Source organism: Glutamicibacter sp. V16R2B1 (genome assembly GCF_005774635.1).
Classification (GTDB): domain Bacteria; phylum Actinomycetota; class Actinomycetes; order Actinomycetales; family Micrococcaceae; genus Glutamicibacter; species Glutamicibacter creatinolyticus.
On record NZ_VATX01000017.1, the window covers coordinates 54,859 to 81,564 of the forward strand.

The following is a 26,706-nucleotide window of genomic DNA, read 5'->3' on the forward strand; positions in this document are numbered from 1 at the left end:
GCCGGGCGCCGGCTACGGAAGGATCTCGGCCAGGAAGCGTCCGGTGTGCGATTCGGGCACCTTTGCCACCGCCTCGGGGGTGCCGGTGGCCATCAGCTGCCCGCCCCCGGAACCGCCCTCCGGGCCCAGGTCGATGACCCAGTCGGTGGACTTGATGACATCCAGGTTGTGCTCGATGGTCAGCACCGTGTTGCCCTTGTCGACCAGGCCCTGCAGCACCTTCAGCAGCTTGCGGATGTCCTCGAAGTGCAGCCCGGTGGTCGGCTCGTCCAGCACGTAGATGGACCGGCCGTTGGAGCGCTTCTGCAGTTCCGCGGCCAGCTTCACGCGCTGGGCCTCACCGCCGGAAAGGGTGGTGGCCGGCTGGCCCAGGCGCACATAGCCCAGCCCGACGTCCACCAGGGTGTTCAGGTGTCGGGCAATCGGGGTGAAGGCGCTGAAGAACTCGGCGGCCTCGCTGATTGGCATGTCCAGCACGTCGGCGATGTTCTTGCCCTTGTAGAGCACCTGCAGGGTTTCGCGGTTGTAGCGCGCCCCATGGCAGACCTCGCACGGCACGTACACGTCGGGCAGGAAGTTCATCTCGATTTTCAAGGTGCCGTCACCCGAGCAGGCCTCGCAGCGTCCGCCCTTGACGTTGAAGGAGAAGCGCCCGGGCATGTAGCCGCGCAGCTTGGCCTCATTGGTTTCGGCGAACAGCTTGCGGATGTGGTCGAACACGCCGGTGTAGGTGGCCGGGTTCGAGCGCGGGGTGCGCCCGATCGGCGACTGGTCCACGTGCACCACCTTGTCCAGGTGCTCCAGGCCCTGCACCCGGGTGTGCCGGCCGGGCACCTGCTTGGCGCCGTTGAGCTTGTTCGCCAGCACCTTGTACAGGATGTCGTTGACCAGGGTCGACTTGCCCGAGCCGGACACGCCGGTGACGGCGGTGAACACGCCCAGCGGGAAGTCCACGGTCAGGTCCTGCAGGTTGTTCTCCTTGGCGCCGACGACCTTCAGCATCCGCTTCTTGTCGACCTTGCGGCGGTTTTCGGGCACCTCGATCCTGCGCCGCCCGGCCAGGTAGTCGCCGGTCAGCGACAGCTCGTTGCGCTTCAGCTCCTCCAGGGACCCGGAGTGCACCACGGTGCCGCCGTGCTCCCCGGCGCCCGGGCCGATGTCCACGATCCAGTCGGCCTCGGCAATGGTGTCCTCGTCGTGTTCCACCACGATCAGCGTGTTGCCCAGGGAGCGCAGCCGGATCAGGGTCTCGATCAGCCGGCGGTTGTCGCGCTGGTGCAGCCCGATCGACGGTTCGTCCAGCACGTAGAGCACCCCGACCAGCCCGGAGCCGATCTGGGTGGCCAGGCGGATGCGCTGGGCCTCGCCGCCGGAGAGCGTGCCGGCGGCCCGCTCCAGGGTCAGGTACTCCAGGCCCACGTCCAGCAGGAAGCGCATGCGCGCCCCGATCTCCTTGAGCACCTGCGCGGCGATCTGCGCCTCGCGTTCGCTCATCTGGACGGTTTCCATGAACTGGGCGGCGCTGCGCAGGTCCATGGCACACACCTCGGCGATGGACTTGCCGCCCACCAGCACGGAGAGCGAGGCCGGGTTCAGCCGCGCTCCGTTGCAGGTCGGGCACGGGATCTGGCGCATGTACTGCTCGTAGCGGTCCCGGGCGTGGTCGGACTCGGTTTCCTGGTGCTTGCGGTGCACGTAGGCGATGACGCCCTCAAAACCGGTGGTGTACTTGCGTTCGCGCCCGAACCGGTTGCGGTACTGCACCACGACCTTGTGGTCCTTGCCGTTGAGGATCGCGTTGCGGGCCTTGGCCGGCAGGTCCTTCCAGCGGGTGTCCATGGAAAAGCCCAGGTCCTTGCCCAGGCCCTCGATCAGCCGGTTCCAGTATTCGGTGGTGGCCTTGCCCAGCGACCAGGGGGCGATCGCCCCGTCGGCCAGCTTCACCTCGTCATCGGGCACGATCAGCGCCTCGTCGACCTCCAGCTTGGTGCCGATGCCGCTGCAGGCCGCGCAGGCGCCGAACGGGTTGTTGAAGGAGAAGGTGCGCGGTTCGATCTCGTCGATCGCCAGCGGGTGCTCATTCGGGCAGGCCAGGTTCTCGGAAAACGCGCGCACCCGCTGCGGGTCATCGGCGTCCAGGTCCACGAAGTCCACCAGCACGCGCCCGTCGGCCAGGCCCAGCGCGGTCTCAATGGAATCGGTCAGCCGCTGGCGCACGGTGTCGTTGATCGCCAGGCGGTCCACGACCACCTCGATGGTGTGCTTGTACTGCTTGGCCAGCTTCGGCGGGTCGGTCAGCTGGATGGTTTCCCCGTCGACGCGGGCGCGGGCGTAGCCCTTGGCGGACAGCTCGGAGAACAGGTCCACGAACTCGCCCTTGCGGGCGCGCACCACCGGGGCGAGCACCTGGAAGCGGGTGCGTTCGGGCAGTTCCAGCAGCTGGTCCACAATCTGCTGCGGGGTCTGCTTGGAGATCGGCTCACCGCAGACCGGGCAGTGCGGGTGGCCGACGCGCGCCCAGAGCAGGCGCATGTAGTCGTACACCTCGGTGATGGTGCCCACGGTGGAGCGCGGGTTGCGGCTGGTGGACTTCTGGTCGATCGACACCGCCGGGGACAGGCCCTCGATGAAGTCCACATCCGGCTTGTCCACCTGGCCCAGGAACATGCGGGCGTAGGCGGAGAGGGACTCAACGTAGCGGCGCTGGCCCTCGGCGAAGATGGTGTCAAAGGCCAGGGAGGACTTGCCGGACCCGGAGAGCCCGGTGAACACGATCATTGCATCGCGCGGCAGGTCAAGGTCCACATTCTTCAGGTTGTGCTCACGGGCACCCTTGACCACCAGGTGCGACAAATCAAGTGAAGTAGTCTCTGCAGTAATAGCCACCAGCCCATACTAATCGAAAACTGGTTCGAATAAGAGTGCCGTTGGGCACATCTTCCGGTGATGTGCCCCGCTCCCGGCGAGCGCCGCCGGCAGGCGCTACCGCTGCACCTGCCGGGGCACGTCGGGCGCGCCCGGGGCCGGTTCGGCCGGCGGCATCCGGTAGGCGGTCATCCCCTGGGTCCCGGCCAGCACCACCACCTGCTGCTGGTGGTGCCCGGTGCGCACGAACTCGGCGTAGCGCGGCGGCACCGTGCCGGGTTTGAGGGTGTCGCGGTCGCACGGGTGGATCGCGTCCTCGCCGTTGAGGTAGCGCGGCTCCCGGTCCCCGGGGATCGGCAATTCCAGCGTTTCACGCGCCGTCGTGCACAGCACGCTCTGGCCCAGCACCTGCCCCAGTTCGCGCACGTTTCCGGTGGCGATCTCAATGGCGCGCCACCCCTGGGGCAGCGGCAGGATGGCGTGTTCGGTGTCGGACAGGATCCGTGCCCGCGGTTTGATCAGCTCCCGGGTGCGCTTCAGCTCCGGCAGCCCGTGGCTCCACTGTTCGGCGCCGGTGCAGGCGTCCAGGGCGGTGACCCGCCATTTCAGGCCGGTGAGCACGCCTTGGCGCGTGTCGCTGTCGGATTCGAGGATGGAGGACATGCCGCTGTCGATGGTGCACAGCACCACGGTGCGCCGTGCGTCGGTGACCCAGTCGGTGAAGATCCCCTGGCAGTAGGCTTCCGCCCCGGGCTGGCGCCACAGCACCGTGCCGCTGGCCGCGTCCACCGCGATGCTCATGTAGTCGCTGGCCAGATCGAGCAGGTAGGTGCCGCTACTGGCCCGGTTGTGGGCGCGCGAACCGCTGCCGATCAGCGTGTCGGAGGGTTCGCTGGCCAGGGTCCAGGTCCATCCGGAGTCGGAGGAGTACTCGGTGGCGAACGCCTTCTCGTAGGGCTGCTTCCAGAGGATTTTGCCGTTCCGGGCGTAGGCGAGCTGTTCCTTGTTTGGCCCGCGCTGCCCGGTGGCCGAGAGCCCGTGCCCCAGCAGGCGGGAGTCCTCATCCGGCAGGGGCACCGGCAGTTGGGCGGGCGGCACCGCTGCCCAGCTGCCGCCGCTCGCGTCGAAGCGGTATTGCCTCGCCCCGCGCCGGTTGACCGAGTCGTTGGTGCCCTCGGTGCACCAGCTGGTGGCGCAGGGCTGGGGCCTGCTCCCCCAGTAGTGTTCGCCCCACCCCGGTGCCAGCTGCCGGCCGGTGTCGGTGTTCAGCACCACCAGTCGGGCGCCCTGCTGTCCGTCGGGGATCTGCACGGCCACCGTGTCCTGCCCGTCGATGCTCACGCTGTCCAATCCCACCGGCACCCCGGAGGGGTCATTGCCCGGGTAGGCCCGGCGCTGCCAGGCCAGTTTGCCGCTGTGCAGCTCCCGTGCGGTGAGGTACAGCTTGTTCTTTTCATGGGTGTAGGCCAGCACCCGTTGGCCGACCACGAGGCTCTGGCTGAGCAGCGCATCCTGGCTGTCCCACAGTTTGGTGGCCGGTTTGGCCAGGCGCTCGGCCTGCGCCGCCACCTGGCGCTCCCGGTCGGGCTGCCCGCCGTCCTGCCCGGCCACGCAGCCGGTGAAGGCCAGCGTGCCGGCCAGTGCGGAGGCCAGGAACAGCGGGGCCCGTGTTCCCCGGTGCGGGGGTGCGGCGGCAGCTTCTGGCGGGGCGGTGGTGGCGGCTGGACTGCGGTGCATGATGACCCTCCTGGTTCACCGGCGGGGCCGGTGCTGATCGGTGGGCTCATCCTATGGCGGGGAAAAAATCTGTGCGGAGGATATCCACAGCCGGGGCCTGCCGCCGGTCCGCCGGGGGTGGGAGGTGGGGCCGCAGGCCGGTCCGGCGGCCGGCCGGGGACCCTAGCGCGGCAGTGAGCTGAAGGCGGCGCGCAGGTACTGTATCGCCTTGTCCTCGGTGACGTTCCACAGCTGGCAGGCCCGGGCCAGGTCGGCGGCGGCGTCCGTGACCTCCTGCACGCCGCGCTCGGCGCTGGCCTGCACGATGGTGCCGTGCCGTCCCCGGGTGACCACCGCGCCCTGGGCCTCGAGCTCCTTGTACACCTTGGCGACCGTGTTCGTGGCCAGGGACAGCTGCTCGGCCAGGGCCCGCACGGAGGGCAGCTTGGTTCCCGGGGCGAGCTTGCCCCCGGCGATCGCCGCCAGGATCTGTTCGCGCACCTGCTGGTAGGGGGCGGTGGGATCCTGCGCGTCGATCGTGATGAACCCGAGGCTGTCCATGGCTGCTGTCACTTCCATTTCATCGAAAAGCTAAATCGTTGTTCCCTTGAGCCTATCGCCTTGCCCCGGGTGCCGGACGTAGGGTGGGGGCATGAATACCTTGGATCTTGACGACGTGACCATTCGCCAGATAAGCGTTTCCGACATGGACAACAACGTCTACCTGCTCACCGAGAAGGCCAGCGGCAAGCAGCTGCTGGTGGACGCGGCCGATGACTGGTCGGCGATCTCGGCGATGATCGAGCAGGCCGCCGGGGACGGGCCCGAACCGGAGCTGGTGGGCATCGCCACCACCCACCAGCATTGGGATCATGTGCGCGCGCTGTCCCAGGCGCATCAGGCGCACCCGGTGCCGACCTACGCCGGGGCCGAGGACGCGGCGCAGATCGAGCAGCATAGCGGGGTGGCGACCAGCAACCCGGTCAAGCACGGGGACCGGCTGCCGCTGGGGGACGTGGTGATCGACTGCGTGCACCTGCGGGGGCACACCCCCGGTTCGATCGCCTACGTGGTGCGGGATTCCTCGGGCAGGATCGCGATCCTCAGCGGGGATTCGCTCTTCCCCGGCGGAGTGGGCAACACCGGGGAAGATCCCCAGCGTTTCATGCAGCTGTTCGCCGATGTCAGTGAGCGGCTCTTTGGCGCCTACCCGGATGAGGCGGTGGTGCTGCCCGGGCATGGGGATTCCACCACCCTGGGCCAGGAGCGCCCGCACCTGGAGGAATGGCAGGAACGCGGCTGGTAGCCGGCCCGGGACCGGCTAGCTTCCCGGCCGTCCGAGCTTCTGCCCGACCATGAAGATCCGGCGGAACGGGAAGTTGGTCAGCTGCTGCCCGCCGGCGACCTCGATGCGCCGGTAGTGCCCGCCGACCGCCTGGCGGTAGTCGTCTTCGAAGCGCCGGTAGTCCTCCGGATCCAGGGCGGCCTTCACCGGCAGCAGTGCGGTGCCGCGCACCCAGTCCAGGATCGGGTCGCTGCCGGTGAGCAGCTGCTGGTAGCTGGTCTCCCACACGTCGGCGGTGAACCCTTCCTCGATCAGCAGCCGCTGGTAGTCCGCCGGCGCGGCGACCGCGTCGGCGTGGCGCAGCACCCCGGCCAGCTTGGCCGACCAGTCGGGGCGTTCGGCGACCTGGCGCATCACCGCGTGGGAGGGCGAGTCGAAGTTGCCCGGCACCTGGATGGCGATGGCCGCCTCGCTTTCCAGCTGCCGCAGCCAGCCCCGCAACAGCTGCAGGTGCCCGGGGATCCACTGCAGCATGGCGTTGGAGAACAGCAGGTCGATCGTGTCATCGGCCTGCCACGAGGTGGCGTCGGCCAGCTCAAAGCGCAGGTTCGGCGGGTTGTCTCCGGCGTGGGCGGTGTCAATCATCTGCCGGGAAGAGTCCAGGCCCAGCACCAGCGCCTCGGGCCAGCGTTCGGCCAGCAGCCTGGTCATGTTCCCCGGCCCGCAGCCCAGGTCCACGATTTTCTTTGGCGCCAGGTGCTCCACCCGCGCCATCAAATCCAGGTAGGGCCGCCCCCGGTAGTCGGCGAATTCGGTGTATGTGCTCGGCTCCCACTTCATAACCCAAGTTTATTGCCGCACACTGCGCCACGACTAGGGTCTGTTAACAGTTCGCAACCGTTAGGCTGGAAGCATCATGATGCTCACTGACTTGCTGCCGGCAGACCCGAACAACGTCTCCGACGAGGAAATCTACGAGGCCTTCGGCCGCTGGGTTTCCGACCGCGGAATCACCCTCTACCCCGCCCAGGATGAGGCGTCCCTGAACCTGGTGGCGGGGAACAACGTCATCCTGGCCACCCCGACCGGTTCGGGCAAGTCGCTGGTGGCGGTCGCCGCCCACTTCTACGCCATGTGCCGCGACCAGGTCAGCTTCTACACCGCGCCGATCAAGGCGCTGGTTTCGGAGAAGTTCTTCGATCTGTGCAAGATCTTCGGCGCCGAGAACGTCGGGATGCTCACCGGGGATTCGGCGGTGAACGCGGATGCGCCGATCATCTGCTGCACCGCGGAGATCCTGGCCAACATTGCGCTGCGTGAAGGTTCGCGCGCCGATGTAGGCGTGGTGGTGATGGACGAGTTCCACTTCTACGCCGACCCGCAGCGCGGCTGGGCCTGGCAGGTGCCGCTGATCGAGCTGCCCCAGTCCCAGTTCCTGCTGATGAGCGCCACCCTGGGCGATGTGACCCGCTTCGAACGTGAACTGGGCGAACGCACCGGGCGGGAGACCACCACCATCGCGCACACCGAACGCCCGATCCCGCTGCACTTCTACTACTCCATGGACCCGGTGCAGGAGGCGGTCGACGAGTTGATCAAGACCCGACAGGTGCCGATCTACATTGTGCACTTCTCCCAGCTGGACGCGATCGACCGCGCCACCGGGCTGATGAGCATCAACGTCGCCACCCGTGAGGAGAAGGAGAAGATCGCGCAGCTGATCGGCGGGTTCCGCTTCGCCGCCGGGTTCGGCAAGACCCTGAACCGCCTGGTGCGCCACGGCATCGGGGTGCACCACGCCGGGATGCTGCCCAAGTACCGCCGCCTGGTCGAGCAGCTGGCGCAGGCCGGGCTGCTGAAGGTCATCTGCGGCACCGACACCCTGGGGGTGGGCATCAACGTGCCGATCCGCACCGTGGTGATCACCGCGCTGTCCAAGTTCGACGGGACCCGCACCCGGCTGCTGAACGCCCGCGAATTCCACCAGATCGCCGGACGGGCCGGGCGCGCCGGGTTCGACACCGCCGGCACCGTGCTGGTCCAGGCCCCCGAGCACGCGATCGAGAACGCCAGGGCGATGGCCAAGGCGGTGAAGAAGCACGGCGAGGGTTCCTCCAAGCTGCGCCAGATCCCGAAGAAGAAGCCGCCGCAGGGCTTTGTCAGCTGGGGTGAGAAGACGTTCGAGAAGATCGTGCACGCCGCCCCGGAAACCCTGCGCTCCTCCTTCCAGGTGTCGCACTCGATGATCCTGAACCTGCTCGAGCGCGAGGACAACGCGTTCGAGGCCGCGAACCGGCTGCTGAGCGAAAACCATGAGCCGCCGGCCGCCCAGCGCCGGCTGAAGCTGCGCGCCCTGGGGATCCTGCGCGAACTGCTGGCCACCGGGGTGGTGGTGCGCAACGCGGAACCGGACCAGTACGGCAACCACTATGCGCTGACCGTGCACCTGCAGCAGAACTTCGCGCTGAACCAGCCGCTGTCCCCGTTCGCCCTGGCCGCCCTGGAACTGTTCGACCCGGAGTCGGCCAGCTACGCGCTGGACGTGGTCTCGGTGATCGAGGCGACCCTGGAAAAGCCGCGCCAGGTGCTCTCCGCCCAGGAGAAGAAGGCCCGCGGGGAGGCGGTCGCCCAGATGAAGGCCGACGGGATCGAATACGACCAGCGGATGAACATCCTGGACACCATCAGCTACCCGCAGCCGCTGGCCGAGCAGCTGGAGTCCGCGTTCGAACAGTACCGTGCCGGCGCCCCGTGGCTGGCCGACTTCGAGCTCGCCCCGAAGTCGGTGGTGCGCGACATGTACGAACGCGCCATGGGCTTCTCCGACTTCGTGCAGTACTACCAGCTGGCCCGCTCCGAGGGCGTGCTGCTGCGCTACCTGACCGATGCGTACAAGGCGCTGCGCCAGAGCGTGCCGCAGGATGCGCTGCGCGAGGACCTGGTGGATCTGATCGAGTGGCTGGGCGAGATGATCCGCCAGATCGACTCCTCGCTGCTCGATGAGTGGGAGGAGCTCTCGCGCGGTGAGCTGGTTGAGGAGACCGAGATCGCCCCGCCGGCCCCGGAGAACCTGACCAGCAACATGCGCGCGTTCCGGGTCATGGTGCGCAACGAGATGTTCCGCAGGGTCAAGCTGTTCGCCGACGAGCAGGAGACGGCGCTGGGCGAGCTGGACGGGCACAACGGGTTCGACGCCGACGCCTGGGCCGAGGTGATGGACCAGTACTTCGAGGAGCACGAGGACATCGACGACGGGCCCGGCGCCCGCAGCCCGAAGCTGTTCCTGGTCACCGAGAAACCCAACCGCATCTGGCAGGTGCGCCAGATCTTCGCCGACCCGCAGCAGAACCACGACTGGGGCATCAACGCCACCATCTCGCTGGACGAGTCCGACGAGGCCGGTCACCCGGTGGTCACGGTGACCTCGGTGGGGCGCCTGGACTAGCGCGGCCCGGACACGCCCAGGATCCGCAGTTCCTCCGCCCGGCTCAACCCGGTCGGTGCGGCGGTCTCCGCCCCGGCCCCCAGCACCGACCGGGCACTGTCCGCCACCGGGCGCACCCGCAGCCCGGCCCGCCGGGCCGGGGCGTGGTCCCGGTCCATCAGCGCGGTCAGCTGCGCGGGCAGCCACAGCGGCAGCGACCGCGGCCCGGACCACGGTTCGATGCGGTGCGCGACCAGCTGTTCGGGACTCAGCCAGCGCACCGCCGGAGCCGGCGGGCCGAGCGTTGCCGCGAGCCGGTCGATGAACTGCGCACGGGTCATGACCGGCCCGACGGCATCGCACACCAGTTGGTGGCGCTCGTCGGCCAGCAGCAGGATCCAGTCGACCAAATCCCGCGCGTCGATGAACGGGTGCCCGTCGGCGGCGGCCGCGGCCAGGCGCAGCGGCCAGTAGCTGAAGCGTCCGGTCCGGTCCCCCGGCCCGATGATCAGTCCCGGGCGCAGGATCGTGAAGCTCGGGGCGCGCGCGGCCACCAGCTGCTCGCAGCCCACCTTCATCCCGCCATAGGACTGCGGGGAGTCGATCGAAACGTCCTGGCCGATCGCCGGCACCAGCCGCTCATCCGGCCCGGCCGCATCCCCGGGCCGCGGGTCGGCGTACACGTTGAGCGTGGAAATGAAGATCCAATGCCCCGCGTGCAGCCCCTGCAGGGCCCGGCGCACGTGGCTGGGCTGCCCCAAGACGTCCACTGCCACATCGAAGCGGGCCCCGGACAGGGCGGCGGGCGCCGCGTCCTTGCGGTCCCAGCGCACGAACCGGCAGCCGGCGGGCGGGCGGCCGCTCACGCCGCGGCTGGCGCAGGTGACCTGGTGCCCGGCGGCGAGCGCGGCGACGGCCAGGTGGCGGGAGAGGAACCCGGTGCCGCCCAGGATCAACAGTTTCATTGGCCCAGTCAACCAAGCGCCGGCGGGATTGGGAAGGGGCAGGGGGCAGGCCGCCCGGGCTTTTCCTGCCGCCCCGGTGTTCCGGCGGTGCCTAGTGCAGCAGCAGCGCGACGGTCACATAGGAGGTCAGCGCGCTGGCCAGCACCCATTCGGCGTTCGAGCCGGTCGCCCCGAGCACCGGCACCGCCACCCGGCCGTTGGCCTTCCAGCATCCGCCGATCCCCGGCAGGCGGCGGAACCAGCGCGGGGCCTTGAAGCGGATCGGCCACAGCAGGTTCACCCCGCCGATGGTGAGCATGTCCCCCAGCAGGTGCACCCCGGCGCCCAGCACCACCGCCAGGAAGAACCAGGAACGCTCATCGGGGGCGTTCATTCCCACGAACGCGGCCCCGGCCAGGGCGATCACCCAGCACAGCAGCGCCGGCATGAACTTCATGGTCTTCACGGCGAAGGAGATCAGCAGTACCGCGAACACGGCGGCGCCGGGGTAGACCACCCCCAGGCCCGCGGTGTGGATCGACCACTTGTCCAGCACCCAGGCCAGCAGCGCGAACGCGCCGACCCCCAGCAGCGAGTGGGTGCCGTTGCGGTGTCCCCCGGAGATTGTGCAGACCAGGCGGGTGACCAGGTTGGAGATCGGCGGCAGGGAGCGGGCGATGGTCGCCGAGGGGTGGTCCGCGTCGGGCAGCATCGCCGCCCCGGCGCACACGATCGCCCCGGCCAGCGTCTCCCACTGGTTCATCTCGAACAGCCCGAGCCCCAGGTTCACCGGTCCGAGGTCCACCTGTGTTGTTATTGCCAGCCACGCGGCCGCGCCGCTCATGGCGTGGTGTCCACCCATCATGGATTCAACCTTAGAACGTATGTACGACACTTCCCGATCCGCGACAGGGGTAACCTTAGACACATGTCAACCGTGAGAATTGCGCAGAAGCACGACTGTGCCCGCATCCTGGAGCTGATCCATGAGCTGGCCGTCTACGAAAAGGAACCGGACGCGGTGAGGAACACCGTCGCCGACCTGCAGGAGCACCTGTTCGGCGCCAACCCGCAGGTCTTCGCCCACGTGGCCGAGGACGCCACCGGGCAGGTGGCCGGCGTGGCGATCTGGTACCTGACCTATTCAACGTGGGAGGGCCGGCACGGGATCCACCTGGAGGACCTGGTGGTGCGGGAGTCCGCCCGCGGGCAGGGGCTGGGCAGCGCGCTGTTGAAGGAGTTGGCGCGGATCGCCGTCGAGCGCGGGTACCGGCGCCTGGAGTGGGCGGTGCTGGACTGGAACGCCCCGGCGATCGGCTTCTACGACGCCATCGGCTCCAGCTCTCTGGACGGCTGGACCACCCGCCGGCTGGACGGTGCGGCGCTGGCGAAGGCGGGTGCCTGATGGAGTACCGCGGCATGCACGTCACCGACCACTGGGTCCAGGTGCCGCTGGATCACCAGAACCCGCACGGGGAGCAGATCAGCGTCTACGCCCGTGAGGTGAGCACCGATCCGGCCAAGCCCTGGCTGCTGTATCTGCAGGGCGGGCCCGGCGGCAAGTCCCCGCGCCCGGCCTCGCTCTCGGGCTGGCTGGCCGAGGCGGTCAAGCATTTTAGGGTGCTGCTGCTGGACCAGCGCGGCACCGGGCTGTCCACCCCGGCCAACCGCCAGTCCCTGGCGCTGCGCGGGGACGCGGCCGCCCAGGCGCACTACCTGCGCTTCTTCCGGGCCGATTCGATCGTGCGCGACGCGGAGGCGCTGCGCACGGCGCTGGGCATCGAACGCTGGAGCACGCTGGGCCAGAGCTATGGCGGGTTCTGCACGCTGAGCTACCTCTCGCTCTTCCCGCAGTCCCTTCAGCGCTGCCTGATCACCGGCGGGCTGGCCTCGCTCACCGCCGACGCGGACACCGTCTACCGGGCCACCTACCGCAGGATGGCCGAACGCAACGCCGAGTACTTCACCTGGTACCCGCAGGACCGCCAGGTGCTGCAGCGCATCTACCGCCACGTGCGCACCTTCCACGATGAACACCTGCCCGATGGGCGGCCGGTAACGGTCCCGCTGGTGCAGATGCTCGGGCAGTACCTGGGCGGGAACACCCGGGTGCATTCGCTGCACCATGTGCTGCAGGAGGCGTTCATCGACACCCCGGGCGGGCCGCGGCTGTCGGACACGTTCCTGGGGGTGCTCTACGACCAGGCCAGCCGCGCCGCGAACCCGCTCTACGCGGTGCTGCACGAATCGATCTACGCCCAGGGCCAGGCCACCAACTGGGCCGCGGAACGGGTGCTGGAGGAATTCGCGGAATTCAGCCCGCAGGCCGAGGTGCCGCTGCTGACCGGTGAAATGGTGTACCGCTGGTACTTCGCCGAGGACCCGGCGCTGCGCCCGCTGGAGGAGACTGCCCGGCTGCTGGCCGAATACGAGCACTTCACCCCGCTGTACGACCTGCAGGTGCTGGCCCGGAACCAGGTGCCGGTGGCCGCCGCGGTCTACCACGACGACGTCTACGTGGACCGCGAGCTCTCCCTGGACACCGCCAGCCGGGTGCGGGGCCTGCAGACCTGGGTGACCAAGGCGTTCCACCACGATGGGATCGCCGACGAGGGCGCGTACATCTTCAAGCGGCTGCTGGACATGACCAACGGCGTCGACCCGGATGCGGCGCTGAAGTCCGCCACCGCCACCGCCACCGAAGACACCACAGCACAGGGCGCCACCGGGAACTGAGCGGAGCCCCCGGCATGAACAACGCCCTGCCCCGCGCATCAGTGGATGCGTGGGGCAGGGCGTGGTCCTGTCCTTGGGAGGACTGGCCGCTATGCGTCCGCGGCGGTGAGGTCCTCGGCGACCTCCTGTTCGCTCTCATGCGAGACGCCAATGTGGCTCAGCGTGTGCCCGGCGAAGGCCAGCACCAGGATCGCCACCACGATCGACCCGGCACCGAACCAGTACGGCGCGCCGGCCCCCAGGGCGGTGGCCAGCGGACCGGCCACGGCCGGGGCGATCGCCCCGCCCAGGAAGCGCACCCCGGAGTAGGTGGAGCTGGCCACGTTGCGCGGCAGGTCGGTGGCCTCCATCACGGCCTCGGTCAGCGCCGTGTTCATCACGCCCAGCGCCAGGCCGGCGACGACGATCAGCACGATCAGAACCACCAGGTCCTCGTGGAAGACGGCCATCGCGCCCAGGATCACGGCCAGCGCGCCGAGCATCGTGAACAGGGTGGGACGCAGCCCGAAGTTGCGGGTCAGCGGCGGGGCCACCAGCACCGAGGTGACCGCCAGGGCCAGGCCCCAGCCGAAGAACACCAGACCCAGCTCGTGGGCGCCGAATTCCATGCCCTGGGCGTGCGCGGCGGCCTCCAGCGGGAACGGCGAGTAGGCCAGCAGCACGAAGAACCCGAAGTTGTAGAACACGGCGGTGACCGCCAGCGCCAGCAGCGCCTTGTTGCGCAGCGCCCGGAACCCGGCCAGCAGGGACACCTGCACCGGCGCCTGGGTGGGGGCGCGCAGGAACGCCAGGATCGCGACCAGGCCGATGGCCATCAGCACGGCGGTGCCGAAGAACGGCCCGCGCCAGGAGATGTCGCCCAGCATGCCGCCCAGCAGCGGACCGGTGGCCATGCCCACGCCCAGTGCGGCCTCATAGAGCACGATCGCCTGGCGGCTGCCGCCACTGGCCGCGCCGACGATGGCCGCCAACGCGGTGGAGATGAACAGCGCGTTGCCCAGCCCCCAGCCGGCGCGGTAGCCCAGGATCTGGTTGACGCTGCCGCTGGCCCCGGCCAGGGCGGCAAAGGCCACGATCAGCACCAGGCCGGTCAGCAGGGTGCGCTTCACGCCGATGCGGGCCGAGACCCAGCTGGTGAAGAACATCGCGATGCCGGTGATGAACAGGTAGCTGGTGAACAGCAGCATCGTCTGCGAGGCGCTGGCCTCCAGTTCGCGGCTGATGGCCGGCAGGATCGGATCGACCAGGCCGATCCCCATGAAGGAGACCATGCAGGCAAAGGCGATCGCCCATACCGATCCAGGCTGTCGCCATAGTGAGGGCTTGCTAGCGGTACTCGTGTGGATCAACTTCTTTCTGTACGTTTGGTTCTCACAAAATCCGTGGGTGTCGGCCGCGGTCCGCGCCGCAGCCGGCGCGGGTCAGGACAGCTGGGATTCGAGGCTGGCCACCATCCGGGTGTACAGCTGCTGCGCCTGGCGCAGCGTGTCGAGCTCCGCCTGGCTCATCTGCCCCAGCGCCTGGGACAGGGCGGCGGTGGCGTGGGCGCGGTAGCCCTGCAGCGCGGCTTGTCCCTGCCCGGTGATCTCCACCAGGGCGGCGCGCCGGTCCTGCGGGTCCGCCGAGCGGGTGACCAGCCCTTCGCGTTCCAGGCGGCCCACCAGCCCGGTCATGGTCGGCTGGGCGATCCGCTCGTGCCCGGCCAAATCCCCCACCCGTTGGGCGCCGTGGCGATCCAGCGTGGAGAGCACCCGCCAGGCGGTCACCGAGCGGCCCTGCCCGGCCACCCGGCCCAGCAGCCGGCTCATGAACGCCGCGGAGGTGGAGATCTGCGAGGCGAGCTCGGCGAACTTCGCGGCGTCGGAGGCTGGCTGGTCTGTCATGGGTACCAGTATAGAAGAAATTACATAGCATGGCTATGTAAGAGCGTGGAGTGTGACTCTCCTCATCACCGGCCGGGGTGCGCCGCGGGGACGCCGGGCATGGCAAGGGCCGGGACGGATCATCCGTCCCGGCCCTTGGCCCGGTGGGAGGTCTAGTGCCGGCAGCCCGCGCCGGCCGGCTCCCCCGCAGGCGTTACTTCTCGTCCTTCGCTGCGGCCTCGGCCTCGGCGCGGGCCGCGGCACGGCGTCCGAGCGGGGTCCACAGCGACATGACGGTGGCGACCACGATGGTGGAGGCGATCACGATCAGCGACAGGCCTGTGCTGATATCCGGCACCCACTCGATCGGCTGGCCGCCGTTGAGGAACGGCAGCTCGTTCTCGTGCAGTGCGTGGAAGATCAGCTTCACGCCGATGAACGCCAGGATGAAGCTGAGCGCGTGCTTCAGGAAGACCAGTCGGTTCATCAGCCCGCCCAGCAGGAAGTACAGCTGGCGCAGGCCCATCAGCGCGAAGATGTTCGCGGTGAACACGATGAACGCGGACTGGGTCAGCCCGAAGATCGCCGGGATCGAGTCAACGGCGAACAGCAGGTCGGTCATGCCGATGGTAATGAAGACCATCACCATGGGGGTGAACATCTTCTTCCCGTCGACCTTGGTGCGCAGCTTGTTGCCGTCGTAGTCGTTGGCGATCGGCAGCTTGCTGGTCAGCCGCTTGACCAGACCGGATTCGCTTTCCTCGTCCTCGTCATCGTCCTTCAGCTGATGCCAGGCCGTCCACAGTAGGAAGGCGCCGAAGATGTAGAAGATCCAGGACAGGTGCTCGATCAGGGTCGCACCCAGCAGGATGAAGACCGCGCGCAGGACCAGCGCAATGATGATGCCGAACATCAGCACTTCCTGCTGGTACTTCCGCGGGACCGAGAAGCGGGTCATGATGATGATGAAGACGAACAGATTGTCGATCGACAACGAGTATTCGGTGATCCAGCCGGCGTAGAATTCCTGGCCCAGCTGCGGACCTGCCTGCCACCACAGCACGCCACCGAAGATCACGGCCAGCATGACGTAGAAGGCGACGAACAGGCCGGCTTCCTTCATGGAGGGCTCGTGCGGCCGGCGGACCACGTACAACAGGTCCAAAAGCAGGATCACGCACAGCGCGGCCAGCGAGATGATTTCAAATTGAAGGGTTAACCCTGAAACGCCCACAGAAAAGTAGCCTTTCGTCGTAAGGGTAGGACAAGGGAACCGAAGGTCTCTCCGCCGTCACAAGATCGTGTTGTGTTCGGCTGCTGCATCCGGCGGAACTTCCTCGTCCCACGTGTTGACGTTCACAGCATTTGGGATACTCCCCTACGTACGAGAAACCATTGTATCCCATCGCCCCGTCCCAGCCCATGGTCCCGGCCACCCCGCACCCGCCACGCGCCGACACATCCACCCACGCCAGCGCCGCGGGCGGCGGCGTAGGCCGTAGGATGGATGAATGGAACAAATCGAGACCGACGGCAGCGCCAACCTCGAGGTCAGCCGCGGAACCCGAATCCATTTGGTAATGCCGGTCCCGGATGCCAGCGGCTTGTTGTGGACGCTGACCGAATGCGGCCAGGGACTGATGGTCGAGCGGGAGCCGGGCACGATCCGCCAGCAGCCCGACGGCAACGGCGCCGCCAAGCGCACCGTCCCGCGGCACCTGGACGCATCACAGCGCGCGGACCAGGCCACCGCCACCCACGTGGCCTCGCTGCGCGCGATCACCGCCGGATACTGGTCGGTGGAGCTGCAGCTGAGCCGGGCATGGGAGAACCGCACCGCCCAGGTGCGCCGCTTCACCGTCACCGTCATCTAGCCGCGGCCCACACCGGGCGTGTCGCTAGGCGTGCCCGGCGCCCTTCATCTGGCGCAGCTCCTTCTTCAGCTCGGAGACCTCGTCGCGCAGCCGGGCGGCAAGCTCGAACTGCAGTTCGGCGGCCGCCGCATGCATCTGCTCGGTCATCTGCTCGATCATCCCCACCAGGTCCTCGGCCGGGGCGGCGGCCAGCCCGTCGCTGCGCACCGGGGCGGACTTGCGCTTGGCGCCCTTGGCCAGCCGGTTGTTGTTCAGCAGCTCCTGGGTGTCGGCGTCCTCGCGGGCCAGCTGGTCGGTGATGTCCGCGATCTTCTTGCGCAGCGGCTGCGGGTCGATGCCGTGCTCCTCGTTGTGCGCCTGCTGGATCGCCCGGCGCCGGTTGGTCTCCTCGATCGCCTGGGCCATCGCGTCGGTCACCTTGTCCGCATACATGAACACCTGGCCCGAGACGTTGCGCGCCGCACGCCCGATCGTCTGGATCAGCGAGGTCGCCGAGCGCAGGAAGCCCTGCTTGTCCGCGTCCAGGATCGCCACCAGGGACACCTCGGGCAAGTCCAGGCCCTCACGCAGCAGGTTGATGCCCACCAGCACGTCGAAGGAGCCCATGCGCAGTTCGCGCAGCAGCTCCACCCGCCGGATCGTGTCCACATCCGAGTGCAGGTACTGCACCCGGACCTGGTGTTCGGTCAGGTAGTCGGTCAAGTCCTCGGCCATCCGCTTGGTCAGCGTGGTCACCAGCACGCGCTCGTCGCGCTCCACGCGCACCCGGATCTCATCGAGCAGGTCATCGATCTGCCCCTTGGTCGGCTTGACGATGATCTGCGGGTCCACCAGGCCGGTGGGGCGGATGATCTGCTCCACCACCCCGTCGGACTTGCCCAGCTCGTACTTGCCCGGGGTCGCCGAGAGGTACACCGTCTGCCCGATCCGCTCCAGGAACTCGTCCCACTTCAGCGGCCGGTTGTCCATGGCGCTGGGCAGTCGGAAGCCGTGCTCGACCAGGGTGCGCTTGCGGGACATGTCCCCCTCGTACATCGCCCCGATCTGCGGGACGGTCACGTGCGACTCGTCGATCACCAGCAGGAAGTCATCCGGGAAGTAGTCCAGCAGGCAGTGCGGGGCCGAACCGGCCTCACGCCCGTCGATGTGCCGCGAGTAGTTCTCGATGCCGTTGCAGAAGCCCATCTGCTCCATCATTTCCAGGTCATAGGTGGTGCGCATGCGCAGCCGCTGGGCCTCGACGAGCTTGTTCTGCTGCTCCAGCTCCGCCAGCCGTTCGGCCAGCTCATCCTCGATCGACTTGATCGCCCGGTTCATCCGCTCCGCACCGGCCACATAGTGGCTGGCCGGGAACACGTACATCTCGTCTTCCTCCCGCACCACTTCCCCGGTCACCGGGTGCAGGGTGTGGATCGCGTCGACCTCGTCGCCGAAGAACTCGATGCGCACCGCCAGCTCCTCGTACATCGGGATGATCTCCACCGTGTCCCCGCGCACCCGGAAGGTGCCGCGGTGGAAGTCCATGTCGTTGCGGGTGTACTGCATGGCCACGAACTGGCGCAGCATGTCGTCCCGGTTCAGCTGCATGCCGCGGCGCAGGGTGACCATCCCGGCGACGTATTCCTCCGGGGTGCCCAGGCCGTAGATGCACGAGACGGTGGCGACCACGATCGTGTCGCGGCGGGTGAGCAGCGAGTTCGTCGCCGAGTGGCGCAGCCGCTCCACCTCCTCGTTGATCGAGGAGTCCTTCTCGATGAAGGTATCGGTCTGCGGCACGTAGGCCTCGGGCTGGTAGTAGTCGTAGTAGGAGACGAAGTACTCCACCGCGTTGTTCGGCAGCAGTTCACGAAATTCGTTGGCCAGCTGCGCGGCCAGGGTCTTGTTCTGCACCATCACCAGGGTGGGGCGCTGCACCTGCTCCACCAGCCAGGCGGTGGTGGCGGACTTGCCGGTGCCGGTGGCGCCCATCAGCACAATGTCCTTCTCGCCGGCCTTGATGCGTTCGGCCAGCTCGGCGATCGCCTGCGGCTGGTCCCCGGCAGGCTGGTATTCGCTGATGACTTCAAAGGGGGCGACGACGCGCTTGATCGGCTGTGCAAGGCTCATGCACCCAGCATAACGAGCCGCACCCCCGCGCGGCACCCGTTATCGCCCTCGGCGCATCCCACCGCGGATGATCGCCCGCTTGGCCGTGTTGGACATCATCGCGCCAAAGAAGCCGGTGGTAAGCACGGTCGCCGCGGCCAGCCCCAGCAGCGCCAGCCACCCGGAGACGTAGACCACCGGGGAGTAGGGCCCGTTCGAGGCGACGAACTCACTGCGCCCGCCAAAGCCCAGCCACAGCACCAGGGCGACGGCGAACGCGGCAAGCATCACCCACTTGGAGATCCGCAGGGTCAGCTTCATGCACTGAACCCGTTCCGGAAGACGCGGGTGACCTTCTCGTTCAGCTGCTCGATGCTCCCGTCGTTGTGGATCACTACGTCGGCCACGGCCGCGCGCTGCTCGTCGGTGGCCTGGGCGGCCATCCGGGCGACCGCCTCGGCCCGGTCCCAGCCGCGGTCCTCCATCATCCGCCGGATCCGCTCATCGTGCGGGGCCTGGACCACCAGCACCTTGTCAAAACGCTGGTGCTGGTCGCTTTCCACCAGCAGCGGGATGTCCTCCACCACCACCTCGGCGCCGTCGGCCACCGCCGCGGCGCGCAGCCGTTCGGCCTCGGCGCGCACCGCCGGGTGCACGATCGCGTTCAGCTTCTCGCGCTCCCCGGCGTCGGCGAACACCACCGCGGCCAGCGCGGCCCGGTCCAGGCTGCCGTCCTCGGCGAACACCTGCGAGCCGAAGGCCAGCCCGATCTGCTCCAGCGCCGGGGTCCCGGGCTCCACCACCTGCCGGGCGATCGCGTCGGCATCGATCACCACCGCGCCCAGCTTCAGCAGCTGCGCGGCCACCGCCGATTTGCCCGAGGCGATGCCCCCGGTCAGTCCCACATGAATCATGACACCCGCTAAGTAAGAATGGCCTCAAGTCTAGAACTCCACCCTATAAACTAAGTCAGATGAACAGCAACGTTTCGGTGGCGAGTCGGTACACCACCTTGGCCGCGGACCTGTCGCACGAAGTGGAGATCAAGCGTTCGCGCTTCATCACCTACCTGTACCGGGTGCCCTCCGAAACCGACGCCCGCGGGCACATTGCCGCGCTGCGCAAGCAGCATTTCGACGCCCGCCACCACTGCAGCGCGTTTGTGCTCGGCGCGGACCGGATGACCCAGCGCTCCTCCGACGACGGGGAGCCGGCCGGCACCGCCGGGATCCCGATGCTGGAGGCGCTGACCAAACGCGAAACCACCCACGGCACCGATTTGAGCGACGTGCTGGCCGTGTGCGTGCGCTACTTCGGCGGGATCAAGCTTGGCGCCGGCGGGCTGGTGCGGGCCTACTCCGACTCCGTCTCCCAGGCGCTGGACGCGGCCACCCTGGTCACCCGGCAGCGGATGCGGCTCTTGGCCGTGCCCGCCGCGCATTCGCAGGCCGCACGCTACGAAAACGACCTGCGCGCCGCCGGCTACCAGCTCGGCGCCACCGACTGGCAGGCCGAGGGCGCGCTGCTGCAGGTGGCGATCGCCGACGAGCCCGGCGCCGAGGACGAGTTCCAGCGCCAGCTGGCCACCCTCTCCTCCGGCGCCCTGCACGGGCAGCTGCAGGGCCACGACTGGGTGGACGTGCCCCAGGGCGGTGGGCGATGAGCGAGCTGCTGGACGCCCTGCGCCGCTACCCGGACGTGGAGGCCGAGAACCTGCACGCCGTGGACGCGGCCGAACGGCTGATCCTGGACACCGTGCACCGCTGGCCGGGCACGGTCAGCGTGCTCAACGACCACTACGGCGCGCTCAGCCTGGGCGCGTTGGCCGCCGGCGCCGAACGGGTGCTGGTGCACACCGATTCGCTCACCGCCCAGCGTGCGATCACCGCGAACCTGCAGCGCCTGGCCCCGCAGTGGCTGGAGCGGCTGCAGCTGCTGGACCCCGGAATGGCGCTGCGGGATGCCGAACTGGTGCTGCTGAACCTGCCGCGCGGGCTGGATGTGCTCGACGAATTCGCCGCGCTCATCGCGGAACACGCCCACCCGGAGGTGGTGGTGCACGCCGGGGGGCGCATCAAGCACATGAACCGCTCCATGAACCAGGTCCTGCAGGCGCGCTTCGCCCGGCTCGACGTGTCCCTGGCCCGGCAGAAGTCCCGCGTACTCACCGCCCGCACCCCGCTGCCGCACCAGCCGGTGCCCAGCTTTCCGGCGCAGGCCACCCACACCGTCAACGGCCGGCGCTTTACGCTGCGCGCCTCTGCGGCGACCTTCGGCCAGGCCCGGCTGGATCCGGGCACCCGGCTGCTGCTGGAGCACCTGCCGGATCTTTCCGGCCAGGATGAACTGGTGGACCTGGCCTGCGGCAACGGCAGCATCGGGATCTACGCGGCACTGGCCACCCCCGGGCTGCGGGTGGCGGCCTCGGACCATTCGGCCTCCGCGGTGGCCTCCACCGCCGCCGGTGCGGCGCTGAACGGACTGGGCGGGCGCATCAGCGTCGTGCAGGATGACGGGCTGTCCCGGCTGCCCGCCGCCAGCACCCACCTGATCACCCTGAATCCGCCCTTCCACATGGGCAACACGGTGCACGCCGGGATCGCGCTGAAGCTGCTTGACGAGGCGGCCCGGGTGCTCGCCGACGGCGGCCAGCTGTTGTGCGTCTACAACTCCCACCTGCGCTACCGCGGGGAAATCACCCGGCGCATCGGCCCGGTCCGCCAACTGGCCCGCAACTCCAAGTTCACGGTGGTGCAGGCCACCCGGCAGCGGCACTAAACCGGGGCATGTGGCCCGGCACCGCTGGGCACCGAAACGCCATGCCGCGCCACCCACCGGGCGCGGGAACGACCGGGCACGGGAACGACCGGGCACGGGAACACGAAAAGAGTTATCCACATCTTTCGCTGCCCGCCGCCGCCTCGCGGATTGGCGGCGCACACTGGGGCCATGAGCAACAACAACCTGCGCCAGGCGGTCGAACAGATCGCCGCGCACCTGCGACAGCCGGCCGGGCTCAGCGCCCCGGACGCCGCGGCACTGTGCCAGCTCATGACTTCCCTGCCCGCAGCCCTGCATCAGGCCGCCCAGGCGAACACCGATCCCCGCTACGCCGTCCGGCTGGCCAGCAGCACCGAAAGCGCCGGGGACCACATCGCCCGCCTCAAGATCCTGTGCGCCCACCTGGCCGAGCGCCACGCCCTGCACTGCCTGGATCCCCGGGAGCTTGACGCACTGCGCGATCATTGCGATTCCCCGGACACCGCCACGGACGAGGCATCCCCGGCGGCCCCCGACTCCGCCGACGTTGCGGCCCGCTACGCGCTGGGGCGGCCCACCTTCAAGGACCCGGCCGAATTCCTGGCCGGTTGGCTGCCGCTGGACTACCACGAGGCCAAACGCCGGGTGAACGCCGCCCGGCAACTGATTGGCCGGTTCGATGACGCCGGCGTGCCGGTCGACCCCCAATTCCCGAAGCTGGCCGCGAAATTCAACGACGCCTCTCTGCCGCCCCAACCGGTGATCTCCGCGGCCGGACGGCTGGCCACCTTGGAGCCCGTCGCCGAGGGCACCGAGCAGCCGCTGCCACCGGTGCTCACCCCGGAGGGCGCCACCGTGGAAGACATCGCCCAGAACCTGGTTGCCGAACCCAATCCGGCCACGCGCAGCAAGAAACTAAACCAGCTGTTCAAGCAGGCGCGGACCACCACCGAACAGCTCGATCCCGTCACGGCCACCGGCCTGTTCCGTACCGGGGCGAAGAACGGGCTGGTCAACTATGCGTTGCGGCTGTTGCCTGGCGACGCGGAACTGATCGAATCACTGATCGCCCAGGCCGATAATCCGCGCACCGATGCCGGGAACGACAGCCGTGTGCTCGATGATCCCGCGGAAGCTGGCGCACCGAGTGGATCTGCGCCGGCTCCGGACGCCGAGGATCGCCCGGACTTTGTCACCGCAGAGGAAGCGGCGCAGAGCGGTCCGATCAGCTCGGTGGCCGCCAATGTCCCACAGCGCCGGCTCAAGGCGCTGCTCGGGTTCCTGCGCCTGGACATTGACAAGATCCTGCGCGACCACTCGCGCCGCCAACGCAAGGCCAAGGGCAAGGCCCAAAAGCGGGCTGCCTTGCCGCCACTGGTCCGGCCCCTGGTAATGGTGCACCTGACACTGGCCGAGCTGCGCGGCGAAGCCAAAACCCACGGACTGACCGCACACGGGCTGGAGCTGTCGGCCACCGACCTGCGCCGAATCCTGGCCCGGGCCAGGATCATCCCGATGACGCTGGGCGGCAAGGGGGAAATTCTCGATGTGGGCCGCAGCCAGCGCGAATACCCGCTGCCCATGGCCCGGGCGATCAAGGCCCGGGACCGCGGATGCATCGTCCCGGGCTGCAAGGTGCCGGTGGAGCACTGCGAAATCCACCACATCAGGTTCTGGAAGGATGGCGGAGTTACCGCCGTGCGGTGGGCCGCGACCATGTGCACGAAGCACCACCACGATGTGCATGCCGGGCTGCTCAAAGTCATCTCCAACGGCGGGGTGCCGCAGGTGATCCTGCCCAAATTCCAGGATCCGCTGCAGCTTCCCCGCCGCAATTCCATCAACTACCGGCTCGGCGACCTGTTCCGGCCGGCGGACCCGGTCGCTCCTCCCCCATAGGGCAACCCGCTCCCTGCCGCCGGCGCTGCTGGCTGCCCGTCGCGCGCCGACGCGATGAAGGTCTTCGGCCGTGGTGCGTGTTCAGCCCGCCTGTCGGTGCGGAAGCAGGTAGGGCCGCCGCCCCTCAACCCGCACGGCACTGCCGTCAATCCCGACCCCGGTCAGAGGGATGCGATCCAGTTCCTCGCCCGGTTGCCCCTGCCACACCACCGGTTCCAGGGACACATCGCGCCGCGCCCGCCAGCGTACGGTGCGCCGGTTGCGGCGCAGCACCTCCGAAACCCGATGCGGGTACAGCGCCAAACGTCCCTGCGGTGACCCAAGTGTGGAGACCGGGCCGCTGTCCACCGGCACCGGGCGGCAGTCCCACCCGCTCAGCCCCACCACCTCCAGCTCGGTCCCGGCGGGAATCAGCTGGTCGTTCACGTGCTCTGCCCAGACCCACGGGTTCAGGGCGTGGCGCACAAACTCCTGCCTGCTCATGCTGTTGACAGCCTGCACCCCGTGCCGGGCACATTCTTCGTGGACCGGTACGAACGCGGCCAGCCAAGGGATCGTCGTGTTCGGGTTCGGCGGCTGCCTCAAAGTTGCTTGCAGGTGCGCCGCACCTGCAGTCCTGCTCGGAGGCTTCCGAACGCGCCACCACTCCGCTCAGCGCGCCCAGGTGGATCGCGCCGCCTTGTCCCCCACCGACCGGGATCCGCAGGACCAGGGGCCCGACGAACCGCTGGGCGGCGAAACGCACCAGCACCAGCAACCCCCAGAACGCGAGCCCGCTCAGCCCAAAGGCAGCGGTTTGCAGATGTTGCATCTGGAGCCGGTCCACCTGTTGCTGTGCATCGTTGAAATAGTCGAAGCCGACCCTCGCCAAGCCGTACACGAACCCGGCCGCGGAGAGTTTGGCCAGCCACGGGGGCACTTGTTTCCGGGCGGCGGTGTGCTGCAGCAGACTCTTCTCAACCATCACGGATTGCACTGCTTCACGTCGCCAGGTGCGCAAGCTTCTGGTGAAACGCAGGCCACTGAGCATTCCGAGCCCACCCAGCAGGCCGTAATATCCGGCGCCCAGCGCAAGGACCCACTGTTCCAGCGGCGGCCATGGCATCCAGGCCACGACGGCCAGGCAGGTGGCCGCGGCAACCCAGGGCGCCTGGCGTCCGCTGGCCACCATCACCGCCACCGCACCGACGGCGGCAGTGAGCGCACCCCACCAGCCCTGCGCCAGCCAGGGAAGGTCATGCCCCCGGCAGCCGATGAGCCAGATGAGCAACCCCAGTACCGGCAGCCAGGTGCCAAGGCTCAAGATCCAGTTGGGGATGCTGCGCGGAACATTGCCCCATTCCTGCTCGCTCAGGCGCCGGAACGGGACGCTGACCTTCTCGGTGCGCGCCAGGATACTTGCCATCTCGGTTTCCTGTCCCATCGGCCCCTTTGCCTCTCGTTCATGATCCCCGCTTGATTGGGAGTTCCCTAAATCAAGACTAGTTTTGGCGAAGCGGGGAAGAAGGCCCGGAAGGAGGACTTTGCGGCGCGGCTCGTCAACATTTCGGAGGAGCTGCGCAGACCGCCGCGGTGGCACGAGGCGTCCGATTAAACGACGACGGCGGGTTTGCCCCTGGTATCAGGGACAAACCCGCCGTCGTTCAGCTAGCGCTGGACGCTACGCGGCAATTAGTTGCCGGTCAGCTTCTCGCGCAGGGCAGCCAGTGCCTCGTCCGAAGCCAGGGTTCCGGAATCGGAAGCCGGTGCCTCGGAGGAGTACGAAGCCGGTGCCGGCTCGGCAGCGGTCGGCTCGGCGGTGGCGTCGGCGTTCATGGCCTCGGCAACCTGCTTCTTGTGAGCTTCCCAACGCTCCTGGGCAGCAGCGTACTGTGCTTCCCAAGCGGCGCGCTGGGTCTCGAAGCCCTCCAGCCATTCGTTCGACTCCGGATCGAAGCCCTCCGGGTACTTGTAGTTGCCCTCTTCGTCGTACTCTGCGGCCATGCCGTACAGAGCCGGATCGAATTCGGTACCCTCCGGGTCGACACCCTCGTTGGCCTGCTTGAGGGACAGCGAGATGCGGCGGCGCTCCAGGTCGATGTCGATGACCTTGACGAACAGCTCGTCGCCCACGGAGACAACCTGCTCGGCCAGCTCGACGTGGCGCACGGCCAGCTCGGAGATGTGCACCAGGCCCTCGATGCCGTCTTCGACGCGAACGAACGCACCGAACGGAACCAGCTTGGTGACCTTGCCCGGCACAACCTGGCCCAGGGCGTGGGTGCGGGCGAAGGTCTGCCACGGATCTTCCTGGGTGGCCTTCAGCGACAGGGAGACACGCTCGCGGTCCAGGTCCACTTCCAGAACCTCGACGGTGACTTCCTGGCCAACCTCGACAACCTCGGACGGGTGGTCGATGTGCTTCCAGGACAGCTCGGAGACGTGCACCAGGCCGTCGACGCCGCCCAGGTCCACGAAGGCACCGAAGTTGACGATCGAGGAGACAACGCCCGGGCGAACCTGGCCCTTCTCGAGCTTGTTGAGGAAGGTCGAGCGAACCTCGGACTGGGTCTGCTCCAGCCATGCACGGCGGGAGAGCACCACGTTGTTGCGGTTCTTGTCCAGCTCGATGATCTTGGCTTCGATTTCCTGGCCGATGTACGGGGCCAGGTCGCGAACGCGACGCATCTCGACCAGCGATGCCGGCAGGAAGCCGCGCAGGCCGATGTCCAGGATGAGGCCACCCTTGACAACCTCGATGACGGTACCGGTAACGACGCCGTCTTCTTCCTTGATCTTTTCGATATCGCCCCAGGCACGCTCGTACTGAGCACGCTTCTTGGAGAGAATCAGACGGCCTTCCTTGTCTTCCTTGGTCAGGACCAGGGCTTCGACGTTGTCGCCGACGGTGACAACTTCACCCGGGTCAACGTCGTGCTTGATGGAAAGCTCGCGGGAAGGGATGACACCTTCGGTCTTGTAACCGATGTCGAGCAGGACTTCGTCATGGTCAACCTTGACGACGGTGCCTTCGACGAGGTCACCATCATTGAAGTACTTGATGGTGGCGTCGACGGCAGCCAGGAAGTCCTCAGCAGATCCGATGTCGTTGATGGCAACGACCGGGGTGCTGTGCTTCTCGTTCGAGGTGATGGTCATGTAGTAGGGACTCCGATGTGGATAGTTTATGGTCAGTCGAGACTCCGGAAGTCCCGGAATTTCGAGGTGTGTACTGCATAGCGAGTGGACATGGCAAAGCCATGACACACTTTTCAAG

General features: G+C 68.1%; 23 protein-coding genes. 9 read left to right on the forward strand and 14 right to left on the reverse strand.

Annotated elements, in window-relative coordinates; all coding sequences use genetic code 11:
• Positions 1-12 precede the first annotated feature (12 nt).
• From uvrA to FDN03_RS13150, 3 genes are all read right to left on the reverse strand, one after another.
• Positions 13-2,886 (reverse strand): excinuclease ABC subunit UvrA, encoded by a 2,874-nt coding sequence (gene uvrA, locus FDN03_RS13140; RefSeq protein ID WP_249354571.1) that lies wholly within the window; start codon positions 2,884-2,886, stop codon positions 13-15.
• 96 nt (positions 2,887-2,982) lie between these two features.
• Positions 2,983-4,602, reverse strand: coding sequence for a PQQ-binding-like beta-propeller repeat protein (locus FDN03_RS13145; RefSeq protein WP_138177821.1), 1,620 nt, complete (start codon positions 4,600-4,602; stop codon positions 2,983-2,985).
• A 162-nt stretch (positions 4,603-4,764) separates the two neighbouring features.
• Positions 4,765-5,160, reverse strand: coding sequence for a GntR family transcriptional regulator (locus tag FDN03_RS13150; protein ID WP_246049495.1), 396 nt, complete (start codon positions 5,158-5,160; stop codon positions 4,765-4,767).
• A 73-nt stretch (positions 5,161-5,233) separates the two neighbouring features.
• On the opposite strand from FDN03_RS13150, the gene FDN03_RS13155 reads away from it, so the two are divergent.
• Positions 5,234-5,887, forward strand: a complete 654-nt coding sequence (locus FDN03_RS13155) for an MBL fold metallo-hydrolase (RefSeq protein WP_138177823.1) — start codon at positions 5,234-5,236, stop codon at positions 5,885-5,887.
• A gap of 15 nt (positions 5,888-5,902) precedes the next feature.
• Here the strand turns inward: FDN03_RS13155 and FDN03_RS13160 are convergent, their stop codons facing one another.
• Positions 5,903-6,706: a methyltransferase domain-containing protein gene (locus tag FDN03_RS13160; RefSeq protein ID WP_138177825.1), complete on the reverse strand. Its 804-nt coding sequence runs from the start codon at positions 6,704-6,706 to the stop codon at positions 5,903-5,905.
• Positions 6,707-6,782: 76 nt separating this feature from the next.
• On the opposite strand from FDN03_RS13160, the gene FDN03_RS13165 reads away from it, so the two are divergent.
• Positions 6,783-9,311: a DEAD/DEAH box helicase gene (locus FDN03_RS13165; RefSeq protein WP_138177827.1), complete on the forward strand. Its 2,529-nt coding sequence runs from the start codon at positions 6,783-6,785 to the stop codon at positions 9,309-9,311.
• Here the strand turns inward: FDN03_RS13165 and FDN03_RS16970 are convergent.
• Both FDN03_RS16970 and FDN03_RS13175 read right to left on the reverse strand, forming a co-directional pair.
• Positions 9,308-10,255 (reverse strand): NAD-dependent epimerase/dehydratase family protein, encoded by a 948-nt coding sequence (locus FDN03_RS16970; protein WP_138177830.1) that lies wholly within the window; start codon positions 10,253-10,255, stop codon positions 9,308-9,310. The two genes, FDN03_RS13165 and FDN03_RS16970, sit on opposite strands and share 4 nt — an antisense overlap.
• A gap of 91 nt (positions 10,256-10,346) precedes the next feature.
• Positions 10,347-11,099, reverse strand: coding sequence for a metal-dependent hydrolase (locus FDN03_RS13175; protein WP_138177831.1), 753 nt, complete (start codon positions 11,097-11,099; stop codon positions 10,347-10,349).
• A gap of 63 nt (positions 11,100-11,162) precedes the next feature.
• Between FDN03_RS13175 and FDN03_RS13180 the strand changes: the two genes are divergently transcribed.
• Positions 11,163-11,639: a GNAT family N-acetyltransferase gene (locus FDN03_RS13180; RefSeq protein WP_138177833.1), complete on the forward strand. Its 477-nt coding sequence runs from the start codon at positions 11,163-11,165 to the stop codon at positions 11,637-11,639.
• Complete coding sequence (locus FDN03_RS13185) at positions 11,639-12,970, forward strand: alpha/beta fold hydrolase (RefSeq protein ID WP_138177835.1); 1,332 nt, start codon at positions 11,639-11,641, stop codon at positions 12,968-12,970. The genes FDN03_RS13180 and FDN03_RS13185 overlap by 1 nt, the downstream gene beginning before the upstream one ends.
• Before the next feature lie 89 nt (positions 12,971-13,059).
• Here FDN03_RS13185 and FDN03_RS13190 read toward each other — a convergent pair whose 3' ends face one another.
• The 3 genes from FDN03_RS13190 to FDN03_RS13200 all read right to left on the reverse strand — a co-directional run bounded on the left by FDN03_RS13190 (position 13,060) and on the right by FDN03_RS13200 (position 16,066).
• The gene (locus tag FDN03_RS13190; protein ID WP_138926372.1) at positions 13,060-14,319 is read right to left on the reverse strand and encodes an MFS transporter; all 1,260 of its coding nucleotides are present in this window, start codon (positions 14,317-14,319) and stop codon (positions 13,060-13,062) included.
• Between the two features lie 72 nt (positions 14,320-14,391).
• Complete coding sequence (locus FDN03_RS13195) at positions 14,392-14,853, reverse strand: MarR family transcriptional regulator (RefSeq protein WP_138177839.1); 462 nt, start codon at positions 14,851-14,853, stop codon at positions 14,392-14,394.
• A 193-nt stretch (positions 14,854-15,046) separates the two neighbouring features.
• Complete coding sequence (locus FDN03_RS13200; RefSeq protein WP_138177841.1) at positions 15,047-16,066, reverse strand: TerC/Alx family metal homeostasis membrane protein; 1,020 nt, start codon at positions 16,064-16,066, stop codon at positions 15,047-15,049.
• 277 nt (positions 16,067-16,343) lie between these two features.
• On the opposite strand from FDN03_RS13200, the gene FDN03_RS13205 reads away from it, so the two are divergent.
• On the forward strand, positions 16,344-16,706 hold the full coding sequence (locus FDN03_RS13205) for a protease inhibitor I42 family protein (RefSeq protein WP_138177843.1): 363 nt from the start codon (positions 16,344-16,346) through the stop codon (positions 16,704-16,706).
• A gap of 24 nt (positions 16,707-16,730) precedes the next feature.
• Here FDN03_RS13205 and uvrB read toward each other — a convergent pair whose 3' ends face one another.
• The 3 genes from uvrB to coaE are packed head-to-tail and all read right to left on the reverse strand — an operon-like array spanning position 16,731 to position 19,705.
• Positions 16,731-18,812: an excinuclease ABC subunit UvrB gene (uvrB, locus tag FDN03_RS13210; RefSeq protein ID WP_138177845.1), complete on the reverse strand. Its 2,082-nt coding sequence runs from the start codon at positions 18,810-18,812 to the stop codon at positions 16,731-16,733.
• A 39-nt stretch (positions 18,813-18,851) separates the two neighbouring features.
• On the reverse strand, positions 18,852-19,112 hold the full coding sequence (locus tag FDN03_RS13215; protein WP_138177847.1) for a hypothetical protein: 261 nt from the start codon (positions 19,110-19,112) through the stop codon (positions 18,852-18,854).
• Positions 19,109-19,705: a dephospho-CoA kinase gene (gene coaE / locus FDN03_RS13220; RefSeq protein WP_138177849.1), complete on the reverse strand. Its 597-nt coding sequence runs from the start codon at positions 19,703-19,705 to the stop codon at positions 19,109-19,111. The genes FDN03_RS13215 and coaE overlap by 4 nt, the downstream gene beginning before the upstream one ends.
• Positions 19,706-19,764: 59 nt before the next feature.
• Between coaE and FDN03_RS13225 the strand changes: the two genes are divergently transcribed.
• The 3 genes from FDN03_RS13225 (at position 19,765) to FDN03_RS13235 (ending at position 23,450) form a co-directional block, all read left to right on the forward strand.
• Positions 19,765-20,454, forward strand: a complete 690-nt coding sequence (locus FDN03_RS13225; protein WP_138177851.1) for a YigZ family protein — start codon at positions 19,765-19,767, stop codon at positions 20,452-20,454.
• Entirely contained in the window at positions 20,451-21,569 is a 1,119-nt protein-coding gene (locus FDN03_RS13230) for a methyltransferase (protein ID WP_138177853.1), read from the forward strand. Before FDN03_RS13225 ends, FDN03_RS13230 begins: the two co-directional genes overlap by 4 nt.
• A gap of 171 nt (positions 21,570-21,740) precedes the next feature.
• On the forward strand, positions 21,741-23,450 hold the full coding sequence (locus FDN03_RS13235) for an HNH endonuclease signature motif containing protein (RefSeq protein ID WP_138177855.1): 1,710 nt from the start codon (positions 21,741-21,743) through the stop codon (positions 23,448-23,450).
• 81 nt (positions 23,451-23,531) lie between these two features.
• Here FDN03_RS13235 and FDN03_RS13240 read toward each other — a convergent pair whose 3' ends face one another.
• Positions 23,532-23,933 carry a hypothetical protein gene (locus FDN03_RS13240; protein WP_138177857.1) on the reverse strand — a complete coding sequence of 134 codons (402 nt, stop codon included), beginning with the start codon at positions 23,931-23,933 and terminating at the stop codon, positions 23,532-23,534.
• A 181-nt stretch (positions 23,934-24,114) separates the two neighbouring features.
• On the opposite strand from FDN03_RS13240, the gene FDN03_RS13245 reads away from it, so the two are divergent.
• Entirely contained in the window at positions 24,115-24,909 is a 795-nt protein-coding gene (locus tag FDN03_RS13245; protein WP_138177859.1) for a hypothetical protein, read from the forward strand.
• A 212-nt stretch (positions 24,910-25,121) separates the two neighbouring features.
• Here FDN03_RS13245 and rpsA read toward each other — a convergent pair whose 3' ends face one another.
• A complete protein-coding gene (rpsA, locus tag FDN03_RS13250; protein ID WP_138177861.1) occupies positions 25,122-26,588 on the reverse strand; it encodes a 30S ribosomal protein S1 in 1,467 nt (488 codons plus the stop codon).
• Positions 26,589-26,706 lie beyond the last annotated feature (118 nt).